The organism is Anaerolineales bacterium (assembly GCA_003105035.1).
In the GTDB taxonomy this organism is placed as follows: Bacteria; Chloroflexota; Anaerolineae; order Anaerolineales; family UBA4823; genus FEB-25.
In genome coordinates this window covers 145,291-160,534 of sequence record PQAL01000037.1, presented here as the reverse complement: position 1 = coordinate 160,534, position 15,244 = coordinate 145,291, and the positions used below count along the sequence as shown (strand labels likewise).

The following is a 15,244-nucleotide window of genomic DNA, read 5'->3' as shown; positions in this document are numbered from 1 at the left end:
CGAAATCAGTTGTCAATGTGATGGCAGATGTAGACAAAATTATTTGTCATTGAGAGGGTTTGGTGTCTTTCCAACCCCGAAACACCAGCCCGGTGGGCTATGCCGGGATCTGATCTTTTGTTACATAAGCGAAGTTATAGGTTAGGGTGACCTGGCATGTTCTTTACCGGTTGAGGGCTGCATTTTAGCCCAAAACCCAACACTCTACTTACCCCCGTAAATCTTCATGCTTCTCCCACCCGAACCAATCTGCCCACCAACCCTGCTCCCAACAGCGCCAAACCGTCGGTGGTCATATAATGGCTGGCGGCCGCGTCGAACAGAACCGAGCCACGTGCCGCAAATTCTTCATCCCCTGGGTACAGGATCGCTGCCAGGCGGACACGCGGCAAGGGTAAAAAGCTAAACGCCAGCCCGGGTAAACCGGTGAGTGCTGTCCCTCCGATGGCACGTGCTGCTTGTGTATAGCCGTCCGCATTCTCACCGAAGACACGTGCCAGCCGGTCACCGCTGTAGCCTTGGAAAGCCTGGCTGTAAAAACTGCCACCAGGCAGCTCGCGGTAGCCGATCCAATGGTCTGCCATGGGTGTGCCATCGGCTTCCCGGAGGTAGTACAACAGCACTCCGGAATCATACACCGAGCATTCAGTGCCATCTGCCAGCTTGTGAGCCCGAAGGTCAGGAAGGGAGATGCTCACCTCCTGCCCCCAGTATCTGAGTAGAATCTGCTGGTCCTTGAGAGTGCCTGCGCAATTTGCTGCCAGCCTGCCTGGCTGGGTCGCCAGGATCTCGCTGCGCAGCACATCCAGCTGTTTCAGCATGCTCTCCTGCCAGGCCTGGTGCGCCTTTTCGATCGCCTCGCCACCTGTCACCTTCATGCCGCCTGCCTGATCAGTCAACCCTGTCATAAGATATGGTTCCTCCCCAGAAGATTAGCCAGCCATCCTTATGCCATCCATGTACTCTTTGATAGACGGGACCGCAGTCAGCTTTTCATAGAAGAAGTTGTTGACCAGGTTGATTACCTCCGCCCGAGCAGCTTCAGCAGCTCCGCTGAGCGCTTGCCCGGGTTCCTGACGGCTCAAAGCGTCTCTCAGCCTGAGCAGCAGGCGTACGATCTCTGATTCCTGGTCGCCTTCCAGCACGCGGATGACACCCAAGATCAACTGGTCAGCCTGTGAAAGCAGTTGGTCAAGCGTGATCGATGTTTCAGGTTTGAATGCATCGTCGATGGTGCGGATCAGCGACCATACCTGGTACAGCAGGGTGGTTGGTTCATCAAACAAGTCGCGCAGGAAGGCCGCGTCTTCATAGCGGCCAGTGAGCCGGAAGATGTTATAAAGGCGCTTGGCCACCTTGCCGTAGTTGATATCTTTGGTCAGGTACTTGTTCACTTCGTGTTCAAGCTGCCTCACGTACTCATCCAGCGCATCTGCCGAGACGTGCCTGGATAGCTTTGAGAAGATCGGGATGGATTGTGCATCCAGGTAAACCTCCTGAAAATATGGGTCGAGGTATCCATCCAGGGGCGTGATTGAGCCATCCGGGGCTTCCCAGGTCACATCCAGCATGTTACTGGCATTGGAAAGCTGACCGCGTACTGGGTCAGCAATCACCCAGTCTAGCTTGCACCAGCCGGGGTTGACTGCTACATCCTCCCAACGAACAGCCGCGGTTGCTCCGTCTGCCAGCCTGCCATCGATCTGTCCTGCTTGGATCTCATCCGGCAACCAGGATATAGGGGTGCCAGCCCGCACCTGCCGGTCACCCTTCAGTAAGTCAAATGGGTAACTGCCGAACTTGACTTCCAGGAGTTGGTAGGTGGGCCCTTTCATTGAGCTCAAGGCCTTATCACGCATCAGGCGCGAAAGGATCTGACAGGCTTGCTCTCTTGTCGTGGCAATGATGTTGATCCGTTCAAAATAGTCGCAGTCCCCAGGGTAGGTTTGGATCTTGGATTGGGCTGATGACCCAGAGAGTGCCAGAGCGGTTTCAACCACACCAGGCTCGTCGTAGAATTCCACCAGGTGGCCCACCTCACGGAAATGTGCCAGGTCCTGGGTGCTGAAATCCAGCATGACAATCTTGTTGCCGAATACTCCGGTATCGGCGTCCACAGAGATGTCCATGGTGGATTTAAAGGATACAATCGCCGTCAGCCACTGGAGGGCTTCGGTTTCATCCAGCTCGATACCGAGTCGGTGGGCTGAATCGATGATGCGCCTAAGATCGGCGCCGGGGGTGGGTGCTTGTGCTTCAGTCACTGGTTTATGTCTCCTTGAGAATCTTCAGGAATAAGTCTGCCTGGTCAATCGCATCCTGGAGGGCATGGTGGGTTAGGCTTTCCTTTTCTGTCAGGTTTGGGCTGATGAACCGCCAGGAGGTTTGTGACCAGGATACTCCTGCCCGGCCCATGTAATACGCTTTGATGTCCAGGGCTGCATGGCCAAAGGGATTATGGCCTATATAGTGGATGAAATAGTAGTTAACAAACATCCAATCAAAGGGCGCATTGAACGCCACGAAGATAGCATGTTTACCTGGCGGGGTTTGCTGCTCCAACCATCCTGCGAAATTCTGCATGGCTGTCACGGGAGAAACACCAGTGTGCATCAGGCGTTCAAATGAGAGTTTGTGCACATTGGCTGCTTCAGCAGTAGAGTTTTCGTTGATGGGTTTTAGCTCGATATAGAATGTGGATCGCGGCTCGATGATCGTGCAGGCACCGATGGAAAGCAGTGAATAGTCGACTGGGATCAGCCCGGAGGTTTCCACGTCCACGCAGATATAGACTTCGCTTGGGTCAGAGACTACCATGGTGTTGTGATTATAGCAGAGGTGTTCAGGGTGCGGATTTCCCAGCAGCTATCGGCTCATCGCCATTATACGTGCGAATTTGTGGCCAGCGTCGTGCAATCCAGATGGTGGCTACGATGCATCCAATGCCGCCAGTGATAATAGCAATCGGGGCAGAAGTGATTTGTGCTACCAGGCCTGCTTCAACCTCACCCAGCTGCGGACCACCCTGAAAGAAGATCTGGTTAACGCTGGTCATGCGGCCGCGGATGTAATCGGGTGTGGAAAGCTGGCGGATGGTATTGCGGATGATCGTGCTGACCGTGTCGGCCCCACCGATAACGATCAAGGCCAGCATTGCCAGGATGAAGCTACGGCTGAATCCGAAAAAGATTGTAGCTGCCCCGAAAACAATCACAGCTGACAGGAAAATCATCCCCTGGCGGCGGATCTGGTGCATCTGCGAGATAACCAGCGCGGCGACCATTGCCCCGATCGCCTGTGCGGAAGAAAGCCATCCATACGCCACTGCCCCAACATGCAGGACGTCACGGGCGATGATCGGCATAAGCGTGTTAGCCGAAGCGAAGAATGTGGCGAAGAAGTCCAAGATCATGGTTGACAGAATCAGTGGCTGGTTCAAGATGAAGCGTACACCCTCTGCAATGGCTGTCACACTGACCTTTCCATTCTTTGCGCCAGCCGTCTTCTGTTGCTCGACAGGTCCCATCAGGAATAACGCCACGATCACCGCCATAAAGGAAATTGCATTGATTATATAGACGTAGGATAGTTCTCCGGCTGCGATGACGATGCCGCTGAGTGCTGGACCAACGATCGATCCAACCTGGTTGGCGATCGAGTTCATGCTGAAGGCATTCGGCAAGTCCTTCCCTGGCACCAGGTTGGGCACCAGCGATTGAAGTGCGGGGCCGTTGAATGCCATGGCAACTGCCTGCAAGGCCATCAGCAAATAGATATGCCAGAGATCGATATTCCCTGTCAGGCTCAGCCAACCCAGGATCAGTGCTACGATAGCCATCCCCGATTGGGTGATAAACAGGATATGGCGCCGGTTATGCACATCTGCGAAAGCTCCGCCGATCAAGGAGAAGACGATCACCGGGATGATACGCGCCAGCCCAACGCCTCCCAGGGCAATCGGTTGGTCAGTCAGCGTACGGATTTGCCACAAAACCGCCCATACCTGCATTTGTGAGCCGGTTATGGATATCAATAAACCTAGCCACAGCAGGAAGTAGCGCCGGTGATGGAGAGATGGCGGGATGTGGATGCGGAATCGGTGCTTACCCCTCGTGTGAGCTTTGTCAGGAGGCGACTGGTTTGATGATGGAGACGTGGGCAACAATGGTGGTCGTCAAGTCCCCCAATCGCGGAGATATAAGAAGTCATAACCGACTGTGCGGTTGCTTAGCTTGGCAACCGGGGGCATCAGGCGTTTGAATTGGTTGCGCCTGATCCTTTCGATCACCGTCCGCACGAAGCTTTCACTGAAACCAGCTTCAATGCAATCCTCCGGGCTGTAGCGCTGGTCCACGAGCAGGAAAAGCAGCTGATCCACTTCGGCATAGGTGAAGCCCAGCTCGCCTTCGTCAGTCTGCCCAAGCCATAGGTCTGCGGTGGGCGGCTTGTCAATGATCACTTGCGGGACTCCCACTGCCCTGGCCAGCTGGCGCACCTGTGTCTTATACAGGTCACCCAGTGGGTTGACCGCACAGGCTGAATCACCATATAGGGTAGTATATCCGAGCAAAATCTCGGTCTTATTGCCGGTGCCTACCGCCAGGCCATGGAAAGCTTCTGACTGGTCGTACAGGACGGTCATGCGCATGCGCGCCATGATATTCCCCTGGCGCACCCGGTTCATGTCTGGGAACTGGCTGATCAGTCCATCAGCCATCTCAGTGATGGGGATGGTCAGGGATTGGATACCCAGTCCATCAATCACCAGCTGAGCGTGGTCATTGGCATCGGCTGCCGAGGTTTTATATGGCAGGCGCAGCGCCAGGATGTTCTCGGCTCCCAATGCTTCGCAGGCCAGGTAGCATGATAATGAGGAATCCAACCCGCCTGAGATGTTGACCACTGCCTTTGAAAAACCTGCCCGGGTGAGTTCCGAGTGGATGAAACCGGTCAGGATCTGCCTGGCGGTATCGGTGTTGATGGTCAGGTCGACTTGTTTGTGTTTCATAGGCTCACCCATTCAATAGTCTTGTTTGAGGTAATCATCCATACTACCATCATCTGCTCACTATCTGGTATTGGTCGGATCAGTTGTACCCAAGATCCTGCGAAGCTCGTGCATTGTGAGGGCGGTACGCTCGTCACGCAGCAACGGCAGGCGAGCGCGTGTGCGATGCATCTGGTTCAGGTCTATTTCAGAGAAAAGCAGGGTTTCCTCAAAGTATGGAGCTTTGGCGACCAGCTCACCATTCGGGTCGTAAATGGTCGATCCGCCCCAGAAGTTCAAACCATCCTCGAAGCCGACCCGGTTGGCGTGCACTATAAAGGTTGTGAATAAGCTGGAGTAGGCCCTGTTTACGTCCTCTACCCAGCGAGCAGATCCGATTACAGGCTCGGGACCTAATCCGCGTCCTGGAGAAGCAGACGTAAGCAGGAAGATGTCGGCTCCATCCAGCCACAGCAGGTAGGGTGGGGAAGCATGCCAGAAATCCTCGCAAATCAGGATTCCTACCCGTCCAAAAGGCGTGTCAAATGCCCGGATTGAATCACCCCAGTCGAAGAAACGCCCCTCATCAAAGAGCCCGTAGGTGGGTAAATACACCTTGTGATGGACGTGTAACACCTGCCCGCCCGACAGATAAGCTGATGAAATGAAGAAGCGATGCCGCTGGTCTTCATCAACAAAACCTACCACGATGTCTGAATTCTGGCTGGCTGTAAGCAGTGGTCCGAATATTGGATCATCGCTGGATGCCTTATGGACTACATTGGGTACCATGTCTTGCAAACAATAACCGGTAAGCGATAACTCAGGGAACACAACCAACTGCGCACCGGATTCTTGTGCCTGTTTGATCAGCTCAAGGTGCTTGTCCAGGTTGGCGTTCACATCACCCAGGTGGGTATTGATTTGGGCTAAGGCGATCTTTAACTTCATGTTCACCTCCCCAGGTTGGAATGCATCAGCCTGGGAATATCTACTTTTTACTTAACATCCAGCGCAACAATAATACCACCACTGTTACAGATGAGAATATCATCAGCGCAAGTGCCCCCCAGGCTTCCAGCCTCAATCCATGCCAGACTGGTGTCGGATCGATCCTGAAGTAGGAGAGCCCGAGTATTACTGCAGATAATCCGAACAAACCTAACGCCGCGCTTAAACCTTGAGCCTGAAGGTGCAACCCAGCTTTGTCAATACTCCAGATCATGATCAGGGTCAGGATCGCTCCGATGAATTGGACAGGGAAGCGATTGGCACTTACCCCCCACTCGTCCCTGGCTGGGATTGCCCACCAGGCTGTTGATGGATACCCGTAGCTGCAGCTATCCAGCCAGCAGCCCAGCCAGGCTGCAATGGTGACCGTTCCAGCCAGGGGAAGTAAGGCATCCGCCAGTACTCCCAAGGGGGTTTTCCACCATAACGACAGGATCAAAACTGCCAGAATTCCTCCAGTCAAGGCCCCTATTCCAGATAGACCACCCATCCATACTTTGAATATCTCACCCAGGTTGGATGCATAGTAAGACCAATTTACCGCAACTGTCATCAGGCGACTGCCAATCAATGAACCCAATAATGTTAATATTCCTGCGTCTACATATCGCAAGCGCTCTTTTTGCGGCGCACGCCAGGTTACGAGCAGCAAACCAGCTAACGCGCCTAAGCCGATGATCATCGAGAATGGCTGCATGGCTTAATCATACCAAATCCTAAGATTCCCTCAGCCACCTGTGGGAATTTGGTTGCATAATTAGTGTCAAGAGACGAAAAATCAATCTGATGTATAATCAAATCGCCTCTGGAGGGCATACGTATGGAGATATTGATCAATCCTAATGTAGCATATATCATTCTGGTCGTTGGTGTGGTCCTGACAGTCATGGCATTGTTTGCCCCAGGTACGGGAATCCTGGAAGTCAGCGCCTTGTTTGTCCTATTGCTGGCAGGCTGGGAGATGACTCAGCTCCCCATCAATTTTTGGGCCCTGGGATTGTTGATCTTAGGTGTGGTCCCATTCATCCTGGCTGTACGGAAATCGCGTAATATCGCTTTCCTGGTTGTCGCCCTGATTGCCTTTGCGCTTGGCTCAGCGTACCTGTTTCAGGGCGAGGAGTGGTGGCTACCTGGGGTGAACCCTGCACTGGCCATCATTGGATCTGTTCTTGCGTGTGGGTTTATCTGGATCGCAGGCACCAAGGTCCTAGAATCAGAGAAGTTGAAGCCAAAACACGACCTAGCGAAAATCATTGGCGATATAGGCGAAGCCAAAACCGATATCCTGGATGAAGGCTCTGTCCAGATTGGCTCAGAGCTGTGGAGTGCACGCAGCAAGTCAAAAATCTATTCGGGTAGTAAAGTGAAGGTGGTGAAACGGGATGGTTTTATTCTGGAGGTCGAGCTGGTGCCATCACCAGAAGAGAACACCTTATGATTGATATTCATATCGTTCAACCCATTTTCCAAGGAGGCTAATTATGGGAAGTACTGAGTTAACCATTGTCTTGTGCCTGGTTGGAGGTTTGATCATCCTGGCGATCATCCTCCTGGCCAGCGCCATCCGGGTGGTGCCGGAATATGTCCGCCTGGTCGTCTTTCGGCTGGGCCGTTGTGTAGGCGCACGTGGCCCAGGCATCGTTCTCCTGATCCCTATCGTCGATCGGGGCGTCTCTGTAGACTTGCGGGAACAGGTGCGTGAAGTGCCCCATCAAACTTCCATCACCAAAGATAACGCCCCAATCAGTATCGACTTCTTGTGGTACTACAAGGTGCTGAATCCGATGGATAGCGTGTTGCAGGTTGGGAGTTTTGAGGCAGCCGCCCTGGGTATGGCAACCACTACCTTGCGTGCTGTCATCGGTGGGATCATGCTTGACGAAGTGCTTTCCGAGCGTGAGCATATCAACAACATGCTCCGCACCCGTCTGGATGAGGTGACCGAACGCTGGGGTGTCAAGGTAACCAACGTTGAAATCCGTGAGATCATCCCACCGCGCGACGTACAGGATGCCATGAACCGCCAGATGTCTGCTGAGCGTATCCGCCGTGCCGTGGTGACCGAATCCACTGGTACCCGTGAAGCCGCCATTAACGTAGCTGACGGTGAGAAGCAGAGTGCCATCCTGCGTGCAGAGGGCGAGAAACAGGGTAACATCCTGCGTGCAGAAGGTGAGCGGCAGGCGCAGCTCCTACGCGCTGAAGGTTTCTCGATGGCTTTGGAGAAGATTTACGCCAGCGCCAAGACCGTGGATCAGAAGACCATGACCTTACAGTACTTTGAAACCCTGAAGTCAATCGGGTTAGGTGCCTCCACGAAGTATATCTTCCCGATGGAATTCACCAGCCTGCTATCGAGTTTTATGAAAGGTGAAGCGAAGGAAGAGCAGAAATAGTACATAGCCGATGAATAACGCAATACGGAGTACATTTCGCTGGTGCTCCGTATTGCGTGTATTTTAGCGATAATTCACTTTCCTACTCATGAATACCACCTCAGATATCCATTCAGCTACTAACGTAACCATCGAAGCAGCGACATTACATGACCTGGGTCCTTTACGCCACCTGGAACAAATCTGCTTTCCCAAAGATGCCTGGCCATTACTGGATCTGATCAGTGTATTGTCCTTCCGGGGAGTGGTCCGTTTAAAGGCAGTTCATGACAGGCAGATGGTGGGTTTTATTGCTGGGGATGTGCGCCGAACGGAAGGTGTCGCCTGGATAGCCACTGTGGGCGTGCTTCCTGAGTACCGTGGTCGCGGGATCGGTGCGATGCTCATCGAGGCATGCGAAGCACAGGTGCCGGTGAACCGGATCAGGTTGTGCGTACGGCCCACCAATGATGTGGCAATTCGCTTGTATGAGAAGTTAGGCTATAGTAAAGTGGGGGAGTGGACAAAATATTACCAGGACGGTGAAGCCGCTTTGGTCATGGAAAAGACAAAAATCAGCTTGTAACAACTGCCACACTTGCAATGACTCCCGCTCCAGACGGAAGTCTTAAATCGTGGCTAAATGAATAATTGGGCTATAATACCCCCATGCCCGATCCTGACACACAAAAACCTATCACGAAACCAGATGGGTTGAAAAAATTGGCAAATATCCTGGCTACTCAGCCTGCCATCGCAGTGGACACCGAATCTAACAGCTTGTACGCCTATCGTGAACAGGTGTGCCTGATCCAATTTTCCATCCCAGATCTAGATTTCCTCGTTGATCCGCTAGCACTGGACGACCTCTCCCCGCTTGGTCCGATATTTACGGATGCACGCATCCAAAAAGTCTTTCATGCTGCTGAATATGATCTGATCTGCCTGAAGCGTGACTTTGGGTTCAGCTTCAACAATCTGTTCGATACCATGCTGGCAGCCCGTATCCTGGGCCGCACGGAAGTGGGGTTAGGATCTATCCTGGCAGCAGAATTTGGTATTCAGGTAGACAAACGCCATCAGCGTGCCAATTGGGGGCAGAGACCCTTGCCTGATTTCCTTCTTGACTACGCCCGCCAGGATACACATTACCTTTTACCTCTACGCGATAAGCTTCAACCAGAGCTGGAAGAAAAAGGGTTGGAAAAACTGGCTCGAGAAGATTTCATTCGTCTCTGCACCGTGGAAGCCAACCCAGAAAACGGTAAAACAACCTACTGGAAGGTGAATGGAGTGCATAAACTTTCACCTCAGCAAGCAGCCATCCTGCAAGAGCTGTGCAAATACCGTGATGATGTGGCTCGCCAGCGAAACAGACCCTTATTCAAGGTGATCAGTGACAGTACCTTGCAGGCAATCGCCAGCTCTTCACCCAATAGCGTGGAAGAGCTCAAAAGTCTGCCGGGAATGACCCAGCACCAGCTCGACCGTCATGGGAAGGCCATCCTTCAGGCGGTTCAGCGTGGCTTGCAATCCGATCCCGTCCATCGACCTCGGAGTGCGAGACCAGACGACCGCTTTTTGGCTCGGGTTGAAGCCTTGAAACAGTGGCGTAAGCTTAAGGCGAAGGAACTGGAGGTTGAATCTGACATCATCCTCCCCCGCGATCTGTTGCATGATATTGCTAGCAAGAATCCTGGGAATATGGATGAGTTATCTGAAGTTTTACACGGCGTACCCTGGAGACAGGAACAATATGGGGAAGAAATACTGATCCTGCTTAGGAAGGTTGAATCACGCAGATAATTATCCGCAAGAATATTCCTGCGGAAAAATTATTATCGGGAAAGGTGACTGCATAAAGGTGGTCTTCGTTAAGACGTTTTGAGTGTATCAAAGGGGGATGCAGGTCACAATATTTGGTGAGCCATATCAGGTAAATAAAAAATCGAATGCATGCTGGGTTCACCGGTTGCAATCAAAACAGAAATTATTTGATGCAATTGCTTTGATTAACTATCGGAGAGGATCTCTTGGATGCGTAACAGCAGATCGGGAGGATCAATCGGTTTCAGCAGGTAATCACGAGCCCCCCCTACGACGGCCTCAAGAGCGGTATCCAATTTATCCTGAGCGCTGAGAACCACCACATGTGTTCTTGGAAATCGGTTTCGCAGCTCAGGCAGTACAGTGAGCCCATTGGCATCGGGTAGCTTGATATCCAGGAATACCAGGTCATAAGAGCTGCCTTGCAAGCATGCCCAGGCATCCTTAATCGTGGCTGCGGTTGCTACCTCATAGCCTTCACGCTGGAGGATTTTTGCCAGCGTCCAGCGTATGCTTTCTTCATCATCAATAACCAGGATTGATGCCTTATCAGACATTGATCAATAGCCTATTCGGTTTGGAAAACACTTTTGGCTGATTACTATTTTAGCACAAACAAAGGTGTTTTAGCCTCGGAATTTTCATCTGTCAGGCTTGTATTGAATAGGTTGCTCATTACTTATGCAGGTACCCTTGGGCTATAATACACAAGGTAACTGATCAAGGAGGCTATATGCAGATAAAATTTGACGGTGCGGCCCAGACTGTTACAGGATCGCAACACCTGTTGACTATCAATGGTGCCAAATTACTCTTGGATTGTGGTTTTTTCCAGGGTAAACGCCAGGAGTCATATGATCGAAACTGTAACTTCCCCTTCTCCCCGTGGCAAATCGATGCGGTCATCCTTTCACATGCCCATATTGACCACAGTGGCAACTTGCCTAACCTGGTGAAACAGGGCTACAACGGTCCAATTTATACTACCTCCGCGACTGCTCATCTGGCGAACATCATGCTCATGGACGCCGGGCACATTCAGGAAGCTGATGCTGAATTCCTAAACAAGCGTCGGATCAAGCAGGGGCAACCTTTGACTACACCCATTTATTCGCAGGTGGAGGCTGCCCAGGTGGCACAGTATTTCAATCCGGTAAAATATGACCAGGATTTTGAGCCCATCCCAGGTGTAACCGCACGACTCGTGGACGCGGGGCATATCTTAGGATCAGCTGGAGTTGTGCTGGATGTCGAGGAAAAAGGGCTCAAAGTACGCCTGTGGTTCAGCGGAGATATCGGCCGGCGTAAGCTGCCCTTAATCCGCGATCCCATCCTGCCTGACGGGGCAGACATTCTCATCATGGAATGTACCTACGGAGATAAACCGCACACTGACCCTGAAATTGCCTATGATGAACTGCGCCAGGTTGTCGGGCGGACTTTGAAACGAGGGGGCAAGGTGATCATCCCAGCCTTTGCCGTTGGCCGGACGCAGGAAATCGTTTATGCGCTTCATCAGATGATCGAAAGCCATCAGCTTCCCAGTGTTCCGGTATATGTAGATAGCCCCCTGGCAGTTAACGCCTCCGATATCTTCAAGCTGCATCCCGAGTGCTTCGATGATCAGACCAAGCAGTTTATCAAGGCTGATAAACATCATACTGCCCTGGGATTCGACCGGCTGATCTATACCCGTTCGGTGGAGCAATCGAAAGCATTGAACAGCCGCACCGATCCGATGATTATCATATCAGCCTCGGGAATGGCAGAGGCTGGGCGAATCCTGCATCACCTGCGTAATAATATCGAAAATCCCAGGAACACCATCCTGATCGTCTCCTGGCAGGCACCCTATACGCTGGGACGCAGGTTGGCGGATAAGGAAAAGAGGGTGCGGATATATGGTGAGGAGTATGCTGTAAAAGCTGAAGTGGCGACTATTGGAGGGCTGTCTGCGCATGCTGGGCAAGACTTTTTGTTGGAATATGCTTTGCGGGTTAAGCACAGCGTGAAGCAGCTATACCTGGTACATGGCGAGACTGGGCCAGCTGAAGCACTCTCTGAGAAACTGGTTGAAGCTGGCATGGAAAAACCAATTTATCCCACCTGGCAAGAAAGCGTGGAGATCGAACGGTGAAGTCAAAAGATGCAATTGGAGAGGATGAGCTGCAAAGGAGGATTCATGGCACGCTTGATAACGGCTGCGGAGCGCATCAAACGAGCTCGCGGGTTAATCCAGGAGGCGCGTGATTACCCCGTTCCAGAGTGGGGTGGGAAGTACGATCTATCATACATGGCTGAGGTGAAAGGATTGTTACGCCAGGCACGCGAGCTGGTCCAGTTTATTCCGAAAACACCCAGTGCTACACCTGAAGTCAAAGAAGAAGCTAAGAAGATCATTGCAGAGGCTGAACAAGCCGGGCATGAAATCTTCAGGCTGTGAAATAAAAACATCTTGGTATAATGGTCTGCGCGCATGGGAGAGGTGCCAGAGTGGTTGAATGGGACGGTCTCGAAAACCGTTGTGGGGCTCGTCCCCACCGTGGGTTCGAATCCCACCCTCTCCGCAGAGCGTAAAGTGAGCTAAAAGTAATTATTAGCCGGCTCTCGATCTGAACCTATGTTTGACAAGTCAGATTGAGAGCCGGCTTTTTGATTCTCCCGAAAAGCCGGTGGGAGAAAATGAGATGACAACACAATCTGTCCACCCACCGTCGAGCACCTGGAATGCCAGGAACTTGCTCACAGTGCTCGAAGTTGCAGAATGGGCACGCGTCCACCCGAAAACCGTTTATCGTTGGATCAAGGATGGCAATCTCGAAGCCATTCAATTCGGCCCTCGCACTTTCCGTGTCCCAGAAGATGCCGTTGGAAAGTTTCTGAATAAGAACGGTTATAACAAATCTGTTGCCGATCGGAAAGCGAGCGGTCGATAGCGGCCATGAAAGGTGCATCATTTAGCCCAGAGAAAGCCTTGCAAATAACCCTCGATCAGCTGCGATTAGATATGCCGAAATCCTCTTTTGATACCTGGGTACAGGATGCAAGCTTTATCTCCTTTGAAGAGGGAATATTCACCGTGGGCACACCGAATGAGTATGGCCGCGAGTGGCTCGCCAGCCGCCTGACCAGTACCTTCACCCGCTTGCTGATCGGGATCTTGAACCAAAAGGTGGAGGTTCGATTCATTGTTGTAGAAGAAACGAGTGAAGACGGGATCGAAAAGCCCCATGAGGACGAAAATTCGGCTCCCATGGAAGATCCAGCTGTGCTCTCGCTTCAGGCGGAATACCAGTCGATTTACGATGAGATCGTCCAGCCCCACCAGGTGATCGTCGTTCCTGGATACTTTCTCCGGTTCATTTCGGTGCTTGGTTTGGATCTGGCCTGGCTGTACATTGGCTTTCGCCAGGCAGCTTACGAAGCTGGTGCAGCCAAGCAGCCCGGTAAGATGTTTGGCGCTCCAGCGAAGAACGTAGCTAGGTACTCTGGGATGAGCCTGCGCACCTTCCGGCGGTACTCTGCAAACCCCGATACATGGCAGCGCTTACGCGATCTGGTTACACCTGCTGAGGATAAACCCCAGTGGCAATATGGAAATGACAATCACCCCCACCGGACACCTCGCTACTACCGGGTGGCGATGACCCTCCCCCTAACTCCAGCCGACGAGCTTTCTCTCCGCGCCTGGCTTTACAAGAGTCTGGCTGAAGGAAAAAACCCACTTGCAGCGCTCCAGGATGCTTTAGAAATCCCGGTGGATGAGCTGATCCCACGACATGAGAACACACCATCATATAGAGATGGAAGCATCGAACTCCATTCAGTCCAAGATGTATTGCATGCCGTGTGTGGTCCGATATCGGAAAACGACCGGTCGCACTTCCAGGAACTCGCTGATCAGCTGGCGCAACACCTGATGCCTCCCAGAGACCTGGTCTTCCTGACGCACTACTTCGTAACCCGATGGTTGCCTAAATTAGGTCATGGGCAGGGATGGTTCGTGGTGCTGATCCGCGATCGATGTTACCTAAACCCACGTACAGGCGAAATCCGGGATGAAGCTCTGGTAGACCAGGGTTATTCAGAGATTGCTGACTGGTTGGGTTTGAAACGCGTCAAAACCATTTGGGAATGGCTTCGTATTGATGATGTCGCCCGGTTTGTTCGCGAGATAAGGCATGAGATCGATGATTGGGAAGAATCGCCACGCCGCTTCAAAGTTTGCTTGGGTGAGCCGATGACTGAGGAAGACCGGATACGGGCAAATGGAATGTTAGCCAAGAGAGGCTTTGGCGCAAATGACACTATTAGGGATAAACGAACCGATAGCGTTATTGGCGCGGTTGACACCCATAAAGGCGAATCTGACACCATTAGCAGTGAAACGATCAACGCTCCCGTTGGCGCAGTTAGCACCTATATTGGCGCGATTGACACTCCTGTTGGCGCGAATGGTACATCTCTTGGCGGGAATGACACTCATAAGAATGGCGCAGCTGTCACCTTTGATTGGCGCGAGTGGCACAGTTTAAATACCTTAGCGCTTGGTTTAACTCCCAAGAAAAATACTCCAACCACCGCCGGTGACGGCATTAAATCTGACCTTGCGGACCCCTTCGCTAGGCATGAGAAGGGGGTGGTAGGCGCAGAATGGAATTTGTCAGAATTACTCTCTCGAAACCGGGTAGGTGTAAAAAACCAGGAAATGCTCATGGAAAACAGCCTCAATGCTCAGTCATTTGTTTCCTGGCTTCTCTATTCAGCCAGCCTGGCGGGCGTTGGGATACGTGATCCCATCGCACATGCTGTTAGCCGCCTGATTCCTGATCCAACTCACGGCGCGGGAGGTGCTCTGGATAAGCTTGCTAAATTACCAGCCAGTGAGCTGGCAGACATGCTGACCAGGGAATTGGCTGGACAAAGTCCCTGGGATCAGGCTTGGCGGAAAGCAATGGAAGGCGGGCCACGAGATCGCTTGCGAACGTTAGCGGATCAGCTGGGCATACCTGTTCCTGATACTGGTTATTAATGGTTCATTCAA

Annotated in this window: 16 protein-coding genes and 1 tRNA gene; 9 read left to right on the top strand and 8 right to left on the bottom strand. The window is 52.2% G+C overall.

The window, feature by feature from the left end:
- Positions 1 to 224 precede the first annotated feature (224 nt).
- From C3F13_16625 to C3F13_16595, 7 genes are read right to left on the bottom strand one after another with little or no spacing between them, the layout of a single operon-like run.
- On the bottom strand, positions 225 to 908 hold the full coding sequence (locus C3F13_16625) for a hypothetical protein (protein PWB50576.1): 684 nt from the start codon (positions 906 to 908) through the stop codon (positions 225 to 227).
- 24 nt (positions 909 to 932) lie between these two features.
- A complete protein-coding gene (locus C3F13_16620) occupies positions 933 to 2,264 on the bottom strand; it encodes a hypothetical protein (GenBank protein ID PWB50575.1) in 1,332 nt (443 codons plus the stop codon).
- A gap of 4 nt (positions 2,265 to 2,268) precedes the next feature.
- A complete protein-coding gene (locus C3F13_16615; GenBank protein PWB50574.1) occupies positions 2,269 to 2,817 on the bottom strand; it encodes a DNA polymerase III subunit epsilon in 549 nt (182 codons plus the stop codon).
- Positions 2,818 to 2,842: 25 nt separating this feature from the next.
- Complete coding sequence (locus tag C3F13_16610) at positions 2,843 to 4,165, bottom strand: MFS transporter (GenBank protein ID PWB50573.1); 1,323 nt, start codon at positions 4,163 to 4,165, stop codon at positions 2,843 to 2,845.
- A 9-nt stretch (positions 4,166 to 4,174) separates the two neighbouring features.
- The gene (locus C3F13_16605) at positions 4,175 to 5,008 is read right to left on the bottom strand and encodes an NAD(+) synthetase (protein ID PWB50572.1); all 834 of its coding nucleotides are present in this window, start codon (positions 5,006 to 5,008) and stop codon (positions 4,175 to 4,177) included.
- 60 nt (positions 5,009 to 5,068) lie between these two features.
- Entirely contained in the window at positions 5,069 to 5,938 is an 870-nt protein-coding gene (locus C3F13_16600) for a hypothetical protein (GenBank protein ID PWB50571.1), read from the bottom strand.
- 40 nt (positions 5,939 to 5,978) lie between these two features.
- Positions 5,979 to 6,695 (bottom strand): hypothetical protein, encoded by a 717-nt coding sequence (locus C3F13_16595; protein ID PWB50570.1) that lies wholly within the window; start codon positions 6,693 to 6,695, stop codon positions 5,979 to 5,981.
- Between the two features lie 123 nt (positions 6,696 to 6,818).
- Here C3F13_16595 and C3F13_16590 point away from each other — a divergent pair, with 123 nt between their 5' ends.
- The 4 genes from C3F13_16590 to C3F13_16575 all read left to right on the top strand — a co-directional run bounded on the left by C3F13_16590 (position 6,819) and on the right by C3F13_16575 (position 10,179).
- Positions 6,819 to 7,436 carry a hypothetical protein gene (locus C3F13_16590; GenBank protein ID PWB50569.1) on the top strand — a complete coding sequence of 206 codons (618 nt, stop codon included), beginning with the start codon at positions 6,819 to 6,821 and terminating at the stop codon, positions 7,434 to 7,436.
- 43 nt (positions 7,437 to 7,479) lie between these two features.
- Entirely contained in the window at positions 7,480 to 8,394 is a 915-nt protein-coding gene (locus C3F13_16585; protein PWB50568.1) for a hypothetical protein, read from the top strand.
- Positions 8,395 to 8,482: 88 nt separating this feature from the next.
- Positions 8,483 to 8,959 (top strand): hypothetical protein, encoded by a 477-nt coding sequence (locus C3F13_16580; protein ID PWB50567.1) that lies wholly within the window; start codon positions 8,483 to 8,485, stop codon positions 8,957 to 8,959.
- Positions 8,960 to 9,024: 65 nt separating this feature from the next.
- Positions 9,025 to 10,179: a hypothetical protein gene (locus C3F13_16575; GenBank protein ID PWB50566.1), complete on the top strand. Its 1,155-nt coding sequence runs from the start codon at positions 9,025 to 9,027 to the stop codon at positions 10,177 to 10,179.
- A 206-nt stretch (positions 10,180 to 10,385) separates the two neighbouring features.
- Here C3F13_16575 and C3F13_16570 read toward each other — a convergent pair whose 3' ends face one another.
- Positions 10,386 to 10,757, bottom strand: a complete 372-nt coding sequence (locus C3F13_16570; protein ID PWB50565.1) for a hypothetical protein — start codon at positions 10,755 to 10,757, stop codon at positions 10,386 to 10,388.
- A 176-nt stretch (positions 10,758 to 10,933) separates the two neighbouring features.
- Here C3F13_16570 and C3F13_16565 point away from each other — a divergent pair, with 176 nt between their 5' ends.
- The 5 genes from C3F13_16565 (at position 10,934) to C3F13_16545 (ending at position 15,232) form a co-directional block, all read left to right on the top strand.
- On the top strand, positions 10,934 to 12,337 hold the full coding sequence (locus tag C3F13_16565) for an MBL fold metallo-hydrolase (GenBank protein ID PWB50564.1): 1,404 nt from the start codon (positions 10,934 to 10,936) through the stop codon (positions 12,335 to 12,337).
- Between the two features lie 45 nt (positions 12,338 to 12,382).
- Positions 12,383 to 12,643, top strand: a complete 261-nt coding sequence (locus C3F13_16560) for a hypothetical protein (GenBank protein ID PWB50563.1) — start codon at positions 12,383 to 12,385, stop codon at positions 12,641 to 12,643.
- 36 nt (positions 12,644 to 12,679) lie between these two features.
- Positions 12,680 to 12,767 (top strand) — tRNA-Ser (locus C3F13_16555).
- Positions 12,768 to 12,887: 120 nt separating this feature from the next.
- Positions 12,888 to 13,136 carry a hypothetical protein gene (locus tag C3F13_16550; protein PWB50562.1) on the top strand — a complete coding sequence of 83 codons (249 nt, stop codon included), beginning with the start codon at positions 12,888 to 12,890 and terminating at the stop codon, positions 13,134 to 13,136.
- A gap of 5 nt (positions 13,137 to 13,141) precedes the next feature.
- Positions 13,142 to 15,232 carry a hypothetical protein gene (locus tag C3F13_16545; GenBank protein PWB50561.1) on the top strand — a complete coding sequence of 697 codons (2,091 nt, stop codon included), beginning with the start codon at positions 13,142 to 13,144 and terminating at the stop codon, positions 15,230 to 15,232.
- Positions 15,233 to 15,244 lie beyond the last annotated feature (12 nt).

Bases quoted from the DNA above. Each gene is read 5' to 3' on its own strand.
- C3F13_16570 (PWB50565.1), bottom strand. From the start codon at position 10,757: ATGTCTGATAAGGCATCAATCCTGGTTATTGATGATGAAGAAAGCATA.
- C3F13_16545 (PWB50561.1), top strand. From the start codon at position 13,142: ATGAAAGGTGCATCATTTAGCCCAGAGAAAGCCTTGCAAATAACCCTC.
- C3F13_16595 (PWB50570.1), bottom strand. From the start codon at position 6,695: ATGCAGCCATTCTCGATGATCATCGGCTTAGGCGCGTTAGCTGGTTTG.
- C3F13_16550 (PWB50562.1), top strand. From the start codon at position 12,888: ATGACAACACAATCTGTCCACCCACCGTCGAGCACCTGGAATGCCAGG.
- C3F13_16585 (PWB50568.1), top strand. From the start codon at position 7,480: ATGGGAAGTACTGAGTTAACCATTGTCTTGTGCCTGGTTGGAGGTTTG.
- C3F13_16590 (PWB50569.1), top strand. From the start codon at position 6,819: ATGGAGATATTGATCAATCCTAATGTAGCATATATCATTCTGGTCGTT.
- C3F13_16565 (PWB50564.1), top strand. From the start codon at position 10,934: ATGCAGATAAAATTTGACGGTGCGGCCCAGACTGTTACAGGATCGCAA.
- C3F13_16580 (PWB50567.1), top strand. From the start codon at position 8,483: ATGAATACCACCTCAGATATCCATTCAGCTACTAACGTAACCATCGAA.
- C3F13_16560 (PWB50563.1), top strand. From the start codon at position 12,383: ATGGCACGCTTGATAACGGCTGCGGAGCGCATCAAACGAGCTCGCGGG.
- C3F13_16625 (PWB50576.1), bottom strand. From the start codon at position 908: ATGACAGGGTTGACTGATCAGGCAGGCGGCATGAAGGTGACAGGTGGC.
- C3F13_16600 (PWB50571.1), bottom strand. From the start codon at position 5,938: ATGAAGTTAAAGATCGCCTTAGCCCAAATCAATACCCACCTGGGTGAT.
- C3F13_16615 (PWB50574.1), bottom strand. From the start codon at position 2,817: ATGGTAGTCTCTGACCCAAGCGAAGTCTATATCTGCGTGGACGTGGAA.
- C3F13_16605 (PWB50572.1), bottom strand. From the start codon at position 5,008: ATGAAACACAAACAAGTCGACCTGACCATCAACACCGATACCGCCAGG.